Origin of the sequence: Shewanella eurypsychrophilus, assembly GCF_007004545.3 — a bacterium.
Classification (GTDB): Bacteria; Pseudomonadota; Gammaproteobacteria; order Enterobacterales; family Shewanellaceae; genus Shewanella; species Shewanella eurypsychrophilus.
Window position 1 is genome coordinate 1,244,598 of sequence record NZ_CP045503.2, and the last position, 12,006, is coordinate 1,256,603.

A 12,006-nucleotide genomic window follows, 5' to 3' on the forward strand; every position below is an offset into this window, starting at 1 on the left:
TGCGTAGGAGATTAATCTATGCTGATGAGTTCAACATCAAAAATAAGTACTGAACCACCAACTATCTTTCCTGTTGAGCTATTACCATAAGCTAGAGTACTTGGAATAAAGAAGCGGACCTTCTCTCCTGTTACCATCAACTGCACGCCCTCAGTCCAACCTTTAATGACACGGTTTAATGGGAAGTCAATTGGCTCACCGCGCTCTACCGAGCTATCGAATACAGTGCCATCGATCAGAGTACCGTGATAATGAACGGTAACGGTATCGCTAGCTTTAGGATGAGCTGTGCCGTCGCCTTTGTTTAGCACTTGATATTGCAGACCCGATAGGGTTTCTATCACGCCCTCTTTAGCTTTGTTTTCGGCGAGAAAGGCATTGCCGATAGCAATATTTTCTTTAGATATTTTTTGATTATTCATCGAAGTGAAAAAGTAAAATATCACCCCAGCGATCACAACAACTGCAAGCAGCATTTTCATAGCGTATATTTGTCCCTTAGAATTTGTTCTCTATAGTAGCGAATCAGCTGGTAGAGGTAAATTGTGACTGAGGTTTTATTACGTATTTGGCGGGAGTCCATACTTAGGTTGAGTTCTAAACGATTCTGGTATGATTCACAAGACCAAACTGTGATACCCTTGCTTGTTAGCTTACCAAATAATTGGTTTGTAAACTAAAATTTCATAGTTGTACCATTTGGCTAAATCGGGTCAAATCGCAATTTATTAGACTTTATGTCACCTCCTTTTGCAGAATAAGGATTCATTCTGATGAAGTATGTCAACTCCATCTATAGCTACCTTCTTTTTATTACTCTGGTATTTCTTTCTGGCTGTGGAGGCGATAATGATGGCTTTCCTACCGGTGGTTGTGGCGGTGAGGGGGACCCTTGTCCCGCATATGCTGTTGAGCTAACAGTAACACCGCAGTTGAATACCTTAGCGGTAGCAACTGATGAGCAGTATTTGGCTCGAGCGACATACAGCGATGGTACGCAAAGAGAGGTAACCGCTGAGGTTACCTGGTCAAGCAGCACGCCAAAAATAGCTTCAATTACAGCCGGTGGAATTGCGAGTGCTGAAACTGTAGGCATGACAGAGATTATTGCGACACTTGTAGCAAGCCAAGCGGGCCCTGAAGTCAGCGATAGTGCAATTCTTAATGTCACTGATGCGGCTATTACCTCTTTGACGATTGAACCAGGTCAAGCCGAAACCTTAGTGGGTTTGACTCAAGCGTTTAAAGCGGTGGCATTGTTCGCCGACTCCCACAAACAAGATGTAACCCGCTACACTGATTGGAGTACATCTGAGCCAACTGTCGCAACGATTTCCAATGAGGAATTAACTAAAGGTCTAGCCACAGGTGTAATGCCAGGTACCACACAAGTGCTTGGCAGTTACGCCAGCATGACTGCACAAGCTCAATTAGTCGTACTCGATTCAGCAGTCGAAAAACTTGTTATTAGTCCTGTGGATGTCAGCTTTCCGGTTGGAACCGGACAGCAATATCGTGCCGATCTGATTTTTGAAGATGGTCTGAGCATGGATGTAACCGCTCAATCTAGTTGGCAAAGCAGTGTAACGGCTGTGGCCAGTATGAATTCTGAGGCGCGTTTATTAGGTTTAGAAGTGGGTGTGACCCAAGTGTCAGCCAGCTTAATTTTTGCCGATGTGAATGTGTCTGATTCGACCTCTGCCACAGTTACCCAAAGTGTTATGACTCAGCTGGTGGTCAGCCCTGATAACCTTGTTAAACCTATAGGTACACAAGGTGATTACAGTGCTACGGCCTACTATTCTGATGGTAGTACTGCCGATGTCACCCATGACGCAATATGGTCAGTTGATGATAAAAGCATTGCTGTGATTGTCGAGTCAGGTGAAATGGCAGGGCATGCTACGGCTGTCTCTGCTGGTACTTTGACTGTGACGGCGGCATTTGAAGGCTTGAGTGGAGTCGTTAATGCCGAAGTCACCGATGCTGTTATTGAAAGTATAGAACTCACTCCGCTGGATTATATTACTCCTGCTGGAACGCAAGTTAAGTACACGTCCAGAGCAAGGTTTTCCGATGCAAGTGTTCACGATATCACCTTATTGGGTTATTGGCAGAGTAGTGAACTCTCGGTGGCGAATATTGGTATTAGCGGTGCTAAAGCTGGGGTAGCACATGCCAAAGCTGTAGGCGTAACAGAGATAAGCATAGATTATATGGGGCTTAAGCAGACGACCACTTTGACGGTGACTGATGCTGCTGTTTCAGGCTTACAAGTGACGCCCAAGAACCTGCGAAAACCTCAAGGTACGCGTGGTCAATATAGCGCAATCGCTAATTACACCGACGGTCATACTCAAGATGTCACTTCCATTGCAACATGGAGCTCTGCGAATTCGAATATTGTCAGTATAGTGACCTCAGGCATAAACGGAGGTTATGCAACAGCAAATGATGTTGGCACTACAGTTATCCAAGCTACCTATGCAGGTTTTAAGGCATCATCTGGTCAGCTTGCTCCATCAAGCTCTAGTGTACAATCAACTGCTAGTTCGATATCAGACTCGACTTCAGCAACAGTCACAAATGCAGTGCTTGAAAAATTAATTCTCTCTCCATTAACGGCAAGTATATCGGCAGGAAATACCCAGCAATATAATTTGACGGGCATATTTTCAGATGGCAGTAGTAAAGAGGTGACTGAGTTTGCCGATTGGCAGGTTGAAAGCTCAAATATTGCAGTTATTGATGGTAAAGGAAATGCCTTAGGTTTAGTTCCTGGCTGGACAGCGATATTGGCTTCATATTTAGGAGCTCAAGCTAAAGCAGCACTGATAGTGACAGATGCTGTTATTGAAAGCCTGCAAGTGACGCCGATACAGAATCAATTACCAGTAGGAGAGAAGCAGCAGTTAATTGCTACCGCTTTTTACTCGGATGGTCATTCTAGTGATGTAACCCAAGTGTCGACTTGGTCATCAGATGGTTCAAGTATCGTAGAGGTCGTGTCATTTGGCATCGATGCGGGTTTAGCCCATGCCTTGAGTGCTGGGGATACGAGTATCACTGCCAATTTCGATGGGTTGCAAGCCAGTGCTGCATTCGTGGTGACAGACGCTATTTTGGAGTCTGTGACGCTTTCTCCTGTTCATTCATCTGTTGCAGCGGGTAATAGCCAGCAGTATCAATTTACAGGGATATTTTCTGATGGCTCAAATCGAGACCTGACCAAGGTCTCCAACTGGCAGTCTAGTGAAGGCTCTGTGGCAAGTGTAAATCGGTTCGGGCTGGCACAAACTTATATCGATGGCACCACTCAGGTTAAAGCCAGCTACATAGGTTTTAGTGCTAAGGCGACTCTGGATGTAACCGATGCAAGTCTGACTGGGCTTCAAGTGACTCCAGCGAATGAATCTGTGCCATTAGGCACTAGTGGCCAATATATTGCGATGGCATTCTACTCAGATGGTCATAGTAGTGATGTAACTCAGTTGGCGACTTGGTCTGCAGTTGACAGTTCAATTGTGAATATCATAGCGACTGGTGTTACAGGAGGTTTTGCCGAGGCGATTGGCGTTGGTGGCACTCAGGTGCAAGCGAGCTTTGAGACACTAGCTGATTCGGTCGAGGTATCAGTGACCGATGTGGTGCTAGAGAGTTATGTTGTCAGTCCTGTATCGGCCACTGTTGCCGCGGGTCTTACCCAGACTTATCAAGCGACAGGCATATTTTCCGATGGTAGCAATAAGGACTTAACCCACTTTTCAAATTGGCAGAGCTCTGAACCTAGCATTGCCACACTAGATCGAAAGGGATTAGCGACTAGCTACACCGCTGGAAAAGTGACCGTGACGGCCAAGTATATTGGCTTTACCGCTACTGCAAAGTTAACGGTTACCGATGCTGAATTAAGCTTTATTCAAGTGACCCCAGCCAATGTCAAAGTACCCGTTGCAACAGAGGGGCAATTTGAAGCATGGGCCTTTTATTCGGATAACCACTCAGAGGAGATCACTAAAGTCGCTAGCTGGACTAGTTTAAATGAAGATATTGTTCATATTGGAACTGGCAGTGTCGCTGGTGGCTTTGCCAGTGCATTAACCGCTGGGAATACTCAGATTAAGGCTCAGTTTAATGGCATGAGTTCAACCGCTAATGTTGAAGTAACAGCAGCCGAAGTACTTGAACTGACCATCTCTCCGGAAAATAAGACAGTTGCTTCTGGCCTTAATCAAGCTTATCAAGCGTTTGCCCGTTTCTCTGATGGCACCAGTAAAGAGGTGACTCTAGAATCAAGTTGGCAGAGTTCAAACCTCAATGCCGCTACCATAGATATGGATGGCTTAGCGCAAACGACAATCGGTGGTGAATATAAAACTGTCATTAAGGCCACATATAAAGGCTTAACAGCTGAGACTAATCTCTATGTAGGCGAGTCGGTTCTGGTAGAGATACAGGTAACACCTGTGACATCTAAGGTGAATATCAACGAGATCCAGCAATATGTTGCCATGGCGTATTATAGCGATGGTTTTTCAATGGACCTCACCACCAGCTCTACCTGGACAATAGGTGATGACAGTATTGCGCATGTGGTGCCGAGTGGGCCTGCAGCAGGCCAAGTCACAGGCGATATGCATGGGGTCACCAATGTTAGCGCTGTACTACAAGGAAAAACAGATAGCGCCGAAGTTGTGGTGACTGATCTTGAGTACCTAGGAGTCGATGTTGAACCTGCCGATAGTCATGTAATTGTTAATGAGACTGCGCAAATGCAGGCTTTAGCGGCATACCAAGATAGTAGCGGCAACATTATTCGCAAGGATGTCACAGCTCAGAGCTTATGGTCTGTTGGAGACCGAAATAAGATATCCATCAACTCCACAGGACTTGTTACTGGGATTGAGGTGGGGGAGTCTGCCGTATACGCTGACTTTCAGGAATTCCGTGGCGAGGGGCGGTTAAATGTCATAGATAGTGAAGTAATAAGCCTTAAGGTGACGCCTAAAAATTTAGAAGCCCCAGTCGGTACAAAAGGACGCTATAAGGCGACTGCGACTATGTATAACTATGCTGAAGTCGATGTGACCGATAAGGCGACCTGGTCTTCGAGCAATACTGACGTGATCCATATGGTGACGACTGGTTATAATGGAGGCATGGGAACTGCTAACTCGGTAGGCAGTAGCCAAATAACGGCTGAGTTTGATAAGTCGAGCAGTACAGTGTCTACAACTGTAACACCCGCTGTACTCGAGTGGATTGAGATCACACCGAAGATAGATGTGATTTATGCTCAAGTCCCAGTCCAGTTCACGGCTACGGCCTATTTTTCTGATGATACCAGCGTTGATGTAACCTTAGATGCGAGTTGGAAGAGCGATAGCCCACAGAATGCTGAGATGTTTCACTCGATTCCTGGCGAGGCAGTTGGGCTCACGATAGGCACTTCGGCGACAATTAGCGCGACATACCAAGGTCAAAGTGATTCACGCTTGTTATCGGTAGAGGAGAATTATGCGGTCTCCGTGGAAGTTAAGCCTGCTGACATCAGTCTAGCTGTTGGAGGTTATCAGAGTGTCGAAGTATGGGTGACCTTTGCCGATGGGACTTCACTCAATTATGCTGACTACGTTGAATGGAGTAGCACTGATTCTAATGTGGCTACGGGTAGAAAAGATATTATTAGTGGTCATAAAGCTGGCTCGGCTGTAGTTACAGCAACGTTCGATGGAGAGTCTGGCTCAGCCAATGTCACGGTGAACTAATTTTACTGGTGATGACAAGAGCTATCATGAAGAAGGCGCCTAGGGCGCCTTTTCTTTTTGCAAAAGATAGTCTTTAAAATATTGGGAGGTATGCTTGTCCTTGAGGGGATATAGACCAGCCTAAACCTGCGGTATTTAGGACTATCATGCACCATAAACCCACTCTAAAGCTTAATTTTTGCGATTTATGTCTTAAATATTGCTGAGCGATCACAGCGCCTGGCCAGCCACAACAAAGGGACAGCAGATGCAAGGTGCTCTCCTTGATTCTCCACTGACCATTTCGCGCGGCAGACTTATCTCTAGCATAAGCAATATAAGTTATGATACTGATGCTTAGGTAAGTCACAATGACAAACAAGGGCAGCCTTTCTGAGATCACACCCGCAGTGACTAACACTAAAAAGAGTAGTGTACCGCCAATTTTAATTCTTGAATTCATGGGGGGTTACTTAAATTAGTTAATTAAATTAGTTAGTTAAATCAATTACTTAAATCAAAGTGTTGAGTTTATCAGAAATACTCTATCTCTAATTCATACATCTGTGCATCTTCCTCATCGGTTTCGTATTTTGCCACTAAAGCAAAGTCATCGCGATATAGGTCCACCATATCGAAGTTATCACTGGCGTCTGTGTATTGCTTTAGGAACGATTGTTTATCTGTTGGTAAACCTAAACTCTCAATCGATGATAGGTAGCTAGCAAGCGTATCCTCTTGTACAAACACTGGGGGCGATACACGTAATTTAGTCAGTTTATCATCCTGAAACTGAACTTGTATGTGATTTCCTATCAGCCACCACACGCCAGAACCGGAGATGTTCAAGCGACTCATTGCTGGGTAAATATGTTGCAATTGATTTAAGCTCGGTTTGCTACTCTCTCGCTTAATATTGAGGAGAGAAGTTAATCTACCCAGTTCTGAAGTCGTGGGAAGGTGAGCAGAGTAAAGCTGTTTTTTATTCACATTACCTTGGATTTGTAACCGATATTCAGTGAGTAGGCTAATAGGCTCCTCTAAACTGTTAGGGTGAAACTTCTCAAAAGTTAATTGAAGTTGTGAGTCTACATTGGATAACTTGAGCGTGTTATTACGGGTTAACTTTTTTGCCTTAGGCAGGAGTTTACTTGCAGTATCCATATCTGTTTTTTGAGCTACTGTGCCATTAACTTTCCAGCTAACATCATCGAATCCATCTCTGGGTTCGATAAGGTTGCGGCCATAAGCGGTAATGAATGCGGCATGGCTTTTGATTTCGATTAATTGATTGTCTGAGAATATAAACCAATGGGAACGACCATATCCCCATGCCGACTTATTACTCTCTAAGCCAATTTCTATACTAGGAGGCCCAAGATAAGCGCTAACTTGCTCGGCCTGCATACCTAATGTTATGCCGTATGCACCTGATGCCAAAGATATCTCTGCAGCTGGCACTATGATGTTTTTGGCTAAACTTGCCGGAGACTGATCGATTGGTAGTGCCATGGTATAGGCATAGCTAAAACTTTGTATTGGGTAACCTTGAGAGTTAAATTTTGTTCGCTTGCTGGTGAGGCTAGTATCATGGGGGCAAAGCTTGAATAGGTCAGCTTCTAGGTGAGTCGTAAGCCGAGTGCTGGTTTTCTCATGCTTGCTGACCGAATTAGTATAGTTAACTGTAAGCTGCTTAGTTGCACGCATTAGATGATTTTTGACACTGGTTAAGGCGATGGCATTCGCTCCCAGTTGTGAGGCTTGAGCCTGCAACTCCTGCAGTGCCTGCTTAAAAGCTATACTCTCCTCTGTTGTGCCAGGGTCCACATAGTCTTGTGCAATAACGTCGATGGCTAATGGCGATAATCGCTCTGAGATGCAGCTAGGTTGATAATCTAAAATAGTCGCCAGTGTTTTAGCTTGGGCTGAAGTCGATATGCAGGCTAATATCGCCACTTTAGTTAGACAGGTTAGGATAAATCTATGTCTGTTCACTGGTTTAGCATCCTTGAGGCCATTGAATTTTACCAGTGTTAACTAGGTAAACTAAGGTGTCAATGGCCTAATTTGTAACCTTGCTCATCCATAGATGAAAGTATAACCATGTGATCCTACCGTTGCGCCTGCAACGGCAATAAGGCTTAAACTCAGCAAAACAATGTGCATGATGTGGACTATTCTGAAAGTCTTTTCACTATCTTGGGCTGCTTTTTTATGGAACCACTGATGTAAGAAAAGGGGTTCTAATACAAAGAGGACTAAGGTAAAAATCCCCCAAACTAATGTCATTAGGTGCATCCACCAAAACTGTGGATAGAGGTAGCGATCCCAACCATTGATAATCTCTAACATCACATAGCCAGAGATCCCAGTCGCTAAGGTGACGAACTTAGCTTGAAAAGAGAACTTACTCTCTAACTGCTCAAAAAGTGCGAGTCGTTTCTCTGGTGAGGTGAGCTGCTTGATTGCAGGCAGTAGAATGGTGGTAACAAACGCCACGCCTCCAATCCAAAGCACAACCCCTAAAACATGGATGGCTCTAGCAATAACAAAATAGTGATGTTGTTCCATAATCTATGTTTATCCAAAGCTGCTAACGCTAATAATATGCATTTACAATACAGGTTATAAGCGGTTGCTTCTATGGCATAAGTCAAACTTTAAGCAATTTAACTGATCTGAATCTAATTAGGTTTTATAGCCGATAGTTTTCGACCTGCAAGGGCGTTCTGTCCAAGTAAAAACAGGTTGCAGCCGCCAGCAATAAGTTCAAGAGCTTGTAGTAGATAGAAGTCAGTATCAAATTGCCCAGCTTGGGCCCAGCGGCTCAAAACTATGGCGCTGGGAAGCAAGATGAGTAAGCCATTTGCAGCAATGAGTTTCATCCTAAACTGCTTCTGCCTAATCAATTTATTGTTTTTCCCTTTCGCTAACAGGTTTCCGGTGATACCTGTTATTGCCATCGCAGGAATTAATATAAATAGGCCTGGAAACAAAATACTGGCTTTTATCTGAGTCACTAGCTGCAAACTACCTAACAGTTCACTCAATAAACTAGCAGTGAAGAACGTTGTGATACATAGGCTAGCTAGAATCGCTGCAATAAGATGAATTTTAAGTTTCATTGGTTAACCTCAGGCTGCTCTTGATTGTGACAGTGTATTGTCAATGTCCGTAGCCTAGCTTATCTGACAGCAGGCTGTCAAACTTGACAGCTTGTTGTCGTATTTTGGTTCTGCTGCTATAGTCCAAGCTCTTATTAGGAATAGGCAAATGTTTCAATTGGCTATTTCCAATTGCAGTGATTAAGTTGGAGCATGAGAAATTAAATGGCAGAAGATGAAGGTTTTACCCAGTTGGTGTTGAGTATATTTAGGCTCAATGGCTTATTGATCAATGAAGGTGATGCACTCAGTCAACCCCTTGGCTTAACGAGTGCGCGCTGGAAAGTATTAGGTGCGATAGAGCATAGTGCGCAAACTGCTTCTGAAATTGCCCGGACGATGGGACAGACTCGCCAAAGTGTTCAACGTATCGCTAATGAGTTGGAAAAGTTAGATATTGTACGCTTCGATGATAACCCTAACCATAAAACCGCTAAGCTGATTACCAGAACACAAAAGGGAGTCATGCTGTTTGAACAACTCACTATCTTGCTGCCTGATTGGAGCGCTGCTGCGATGGAGGGAATAACTGAAGAGGAGTTAGCGATCACTTTGAAGGTGATCGCTAGGCTTGTTACTCACTTTGATAATCGATGAGTTGGATGCAGCTCATCGGTTATTAGCTCATTAGCTCATCAGGACTTAGGAGGCTTAGCCGAGATCCACAGTTTTATATGACCTTTAACGACGATAACGCCTTGGTCATCATATGCTGTGACAGGCACGAGTAGATCACCTTCCACCCAGTCTTCAGGTGTGACTTCGGCGACGCAGCGAATGTCACTGCCAGCTTTGGCGGTATAGTCCAGTGACATGCCTTTGGGGATCCATCTTAGATGGTGGGGGATTGACGCTTCAGCCATGACGCCCATAGCCATCTCTAAGCCGTTGCAGATAGCGATGACGTGCACCGTTTTTATATGATTATGTACAGCATGGCGTTTTTTGACAAAACATTCACAGTAGTTTGGTTTTAATTCGGTGATGAGTGGCTTAATCGTACCGAAATAGGGGGCCATGCGAGAGACCATGATGGAGAAGATCTTGTTGCCAAAAGGGTAGCGAGTAACCTTGTTATACAGCGCCATAACTTTAGTTGGTTTCTGTTGTGTCATCGATTTAGCCTACTGTTTTTTATTCTTGTATTACAAGCTTGATTAGAGGCAGTAATGGTTCACCAGTTTTGGTTTACTCAGTTACTCATCCATTCTGGTCGGATGAGTTTAGATTATATTGATAACATAAAAGTAACAAGCGATATTTCGATCTCGAGTAATATCCAATAATGGAAAATGAATCAAAGTTCATTTTCCATTATTGGATGCTGACCCGTATAATCACCACGCAATAAACAGATGTTAATTTATTAAAATAGGGCTGAAAATTGAAATACCTACTTACCTACCTTAAAGGCATGGCGATGGGCGCTGCCGATGTTGTACCTGGCGTTTCCGGAGGCACCATTGCATTTATTACTGGTATTCTCGATACCCTGCTTGAGAGCATTAAACGGATAAACCCTAATCTGATTGGCGTGATTAAAGCGCAAGGTATTAAAGGCGCTTTTAATCATATTAACGGTCCATTTTTACTGTGTGTTTTTAGTGGCATTCTAACCAGTATTTTTACGCTCTCTAAAGTCATCTCCTATCTTCTGGTTACTCATCCAATCCCTGTGTGGTCCTTCTTTTTCGGTCTGATCCTGATCTCTGTGGTGCATATGCTTAAGCAAGTAAAAGGCTTCTCGATTATTCGGCTAGTCTTATTTGGTATAGGTGTTGTGTTTGCTTGGGGGATCACCATGCTCAATCCTATTGCGTTAGAGATGACTTATCTGAATATTTTTCTTGGTGGTACTATCGCTATCTGCGCCATGCTATTACCCGGGATCTCCGGTAGTTTTATTCTACTGTTACTGGGACTTTATCCTTCGGTGCTTGCAGCGGCTAAGAATTTAGATATTGCAGTGCTCGCCATTTTTGCCTCTGGTTGTGTGGTAGGTCTGTTGACATTTAGTCATCTTCTTTCGGCATTATTGCGTAAGTTTCACGACGCGACCTTGATATTTCTTACTGGGCTAATGCTAGGAACGTTAGGTAAAATTTGGCCATGGAAAGAGGTGGTTTCTTGGCGTGAAAACTCATCAGGCGAGCAAGTACCTTTATTGGAGCAGAATCTCTCTCCCATGCAATTTGAACAGCTCACAGGTCAGAGCGCCAATATTGGCTGGGCTATTTTTGCGCTCTGCTGCGGTATCTTACTCGTTTGGGGAATGGAAAAAATTGCAGAAAGAAATAAGCCGAATGACTAACTATTCGACTTAGTTGTCATCTTCTATCCTCTTAGGTGCTAGTCACTAGCACCTAGGAACTTGTTACCCAGCCTGACGACTATTGTCGACCTGTTTCTTATCATAGTATTCGAAGGGAAACAGGTTACGAATTCTCTGTGTGAGTCCATCATTAACATTGGCAGAAACATGTAATCTTATAGCGCCTGATAGTTTTTCACATCTGATAGAGCAGGTGAGTTTTTCTGATTTTGCGATAGCGCGGCAATCTTTCTGAAACTTCTCAGGGATCTTGCCTTTATGGGAAGTGAGCCTACCATCCTTAAAGTGCATCTCAAAAACCTTCAGTCCTTTCTTACCACTAAAGATCAGTTTATAGGCAAGAATAAGTCCAATAATGATGAACAATACTTTTAACAATGTTGGCGTCATCTGAAATTTCCTTATTACTGTTTACTTAACAATACGCTTGTCAGACGAGATTTTAAAGTGCGCGAGTGCACACTTTGCAACAGACCAAGCTTTATATTAGCTTGCTTGAGATTTTGAATCAGTGGACTATGCTTACTCATCAGGATAGTAGTTAATCAAGGATGGCTTATGTTTTTATCAAATGCTCAGCGTTGGGCGCAGATCTGTGAACGTCAGGCTGAGATCATTGAAAACCTTTCAAAAACATTTCCAGAGCGTAGAGATAATCACAGTGATATAGGGATCAGCTGGCGACGTTTAGGCGATCAAGTTAGCCGTGGACAGTCGCTAAACACGTTGGATTTATCAAATAAATAAGCGAATAATAAATAAA

Annotated in this window: 11 protein-coding genes; 4 read left to right on the top strand and 7 right to left on the bottom strand. The window is 43.8% G+C overall.

The window, feature by feature from the left end; translation table 11 throughout:
• Nucleotides 1-11 precede the first annotated feature (11 nt).
• Nucleotides 12-482 (bottom strand): BamJ family beta-barrel-assembly machinery protein, encoded by a 471-nt coding sequence (locus FM038_RS05190; protein ID WP_142872274.1) that lies wholly within the window; start codon nucleotides 480-482, stop codon nucleotides 12-14.
• A 291-nt stretch (nucleotides 483-773) separates the two neighbouring features.
• Between FM038_RS05190 and FM038_RS05195 the strand changes: the two genes are divergently transcribed.
• The gene (locus FM038_RS05195) at nucleotides 774-5,768 is read left to right on the top strand and encodes an Ig-like domain-containing protein (RefSeq protein WP_142872275.1); all 4,995 of its coding nucleotides are present in this window, start codon (nucleotides 774-776) and stop codon (nucleotides 5,766-5,768) included.
• Nucleotides 5,769-5,841: 73 nt separating this feature from the next.
• Here FM038_RS05195 and FM038_RS05200 read toward each other — a convergent pair whose 3' ends face one another.
• From FM038_RS05200 to FM038_RS05215, 4 genes are all read right to left on the bottom strand, one after another.
• Complete coding sequence (locus FM038_RS05200; RefSeq protein ID WP_142872276.1) at nucleotides 5,842-6,210, bottom strand: DUF1294 domain-containing protein; 369 nt, start codon at nucleotides 6,208-6,210, stop codon at nucleotides 5,842-5,844.
• A 71-nt stretch (nucleotides 6,211-6,281) separates the two neighbouring features.
• Nucleotides 6,282-7,742, bottom strand: a complete 1,461-nt coding sequence (locus FM038_RS05205; protein WP_142872277.1) for a hypothetical protein — start codon at nucleotides 7,740-7,742, stop codon at nucleotides 6,282-6,284.
• Nucleotides 7,743-7,826: 84 nt separating this feature from the next.
• Nucleotides 7,827-8,318, bottom strand: coding sequence for a hypothetical protein (locus FM038_RS05210; protein ID WP_142872278.1), 492 nt, complete (start codon nucleotides 8,316-8,318; stop codon nucleotides 7,827-7,829).
• 113 nt (nucleotides 8,319-8,431) lie between these two features.
• A complete protein-coding gene (locus FM038_RS05215) occupies nucleotides 8,432-8,872 on the bottom strand; it encodes a hypothetical protein (RefSeq protein WP_142872279.1) in 441 nt (146 codons plus the stop codon).
• A 204-nt stretch (nucleotides 8,873-9,076) separates the two neighbouring features.
• Here FM038_RS05215 and FM038_RS05220 point away from each other — a divergent pair, with 204 nt between their 5' ends.
• The gene (locus tag FM038_RS05220) at nucleotides 9,077-9,508 is read left to right on the top strand and encodes a MarR family winged helix-turn-helix transcriptional regulator (protein ID WP_142872280.1); all 432 of its coding nucleotides are present in this window, start codon (nucleotides 9,077-9,079) and stop codon (nucleotides 9,506-9,508) included.
• A gap of 38 nt (nucleotides 9,509-9,546) precedes the next feature.
• Here the strand turns inward: FM038_RS05220 and FM038_RS05225 are convergent, their stop codons facing one another.
• The gene (locus FM038_RS05225; protein WP_142872281.1) at nucleotides 9,547-10,026 is read right to left on the bottom strand and encodes a hotdog fold domain-containing protein; all 480 of its coding nucleotides are present in this window, start codon (nucleotides 10,024-10,026) and stop codon (nucleotides 9,547-9,549) included.
• Nucleotides 10,027-10,295: 269 nt separating this feature from the next.
• Between FM038_RS05225 and FM038_RS05230 the strand changes: the two genes are divergently transcribed.
• The gene (locus FM038_RS05230) at nucleotides 10,296-11,222 is read left to right on the top strand and encodes a polyprenyl-phosphate transporter (protein WP_142872282.1); all 927 of its coding nucleotides are present in this window, start codon (nucleotides 10,296-10,298) and stop codon (nucleotides 11,220-11,222) included.
• A gap of 63 nt (nucleotides 11,223-11,285) precedes the next feature.
• On the opposite strand, the gene FM038_RS05235 is transcribed toward FM038_RS05230, so the two are convergent.
• Complete coding sequence (locus FM038_RS05235; RefSeq protein ID WP_142872283.1) at nucleotides 11,286-11,633, bottom strand: DUF3634 family protein; 348 nt, start codon at nucleotides 11,631-11,633, stop codon at nucleotides 11,286-11,288.
• Nucleotides 11,634-11,801: 168 nt separating this feature from the next.
• Between FM038_RS05235 and FM038_RS05240 the strand changes: the two genes are divergently transcribed.
• Nucleotides 11,802-11,990, top strand: coding sequence for a hypothetical protein (locus FM038_RS05240; protein ID WP_142872284.1), 189 nt, complete (start codon nucleotides 11,802-11,804; stop codon nucleotides 11,988-11,990).
• Nucleotides 11,991-12,006 lie beyond the last annotated feature (16 nt).

Excerpts from the sequence above, each read along its gene's own strand:
- FM038_RS05225 (WP_142872281.1), bottom strand. The coding sequence starts at position 10,026 with ATGACACAACAGAAACCAACTAAAGTTATGGCGCTGTATAACAAGGTT.
- FM038_RS05215 (WP_142872279.1), bottom strand. The coding sequence starts at position 8,872 with ATGAAACTTAAAATTCATCTTATTGCAGCGATTCTAGCTAGCCTATGT.
- FM038_RS05220 (WP_142872280.1), top strand. The coding sequence starts at position 9,077 with ATGGCAGAAGATGAAGGTTTTACCCAGTTGGTGTTGAGTATATTTAGG.
- FM038_RS05200 (WP_142872276.1), bottom strand. The coding sequence starts at position 6,210 with ATGAATTCAAGAATTAAAATTGGCGGTACACTACTCTTTTTAGTGTTA.
- FM038_RS05195 (WP_142872275.1), top strand. The coding sequence starts at position 774 with ATGAAGTATGTCAACTCCATCTATAGCTACCTTCTTTTTATTACTCTG.
- FM038_RS05210 (WP_142872278.1), bottom strand. The coding sequence starts at position 8,318 with ATGGAACAACATCACTATTTTGTTATTGCTAGAGCCATCCATGTTTTA.
- FM038_RS05235 (WP_142872283.1), bottom strand. The coding sequence starts at position 11,633 with ATGACGCCAACATTGTTAAAAGTATTGTTCATCATTATTGGACTTATT.
- FM038_RS05190 (WP_142872274.1), bottom strand. The coding sequence starts at position 482 with ATGAAAATGCTGCTTGCAGTTGTTGTGATCGCTGGGGTGATATTTTAC.
- FM038_RS05240 (WP_142872284.1), top strand. The coding sequence starts at position 11,802 with ATGTTTTTATCAAATGCTCAGCGTTGGGCGCAGATCTGTGAACGTCAG.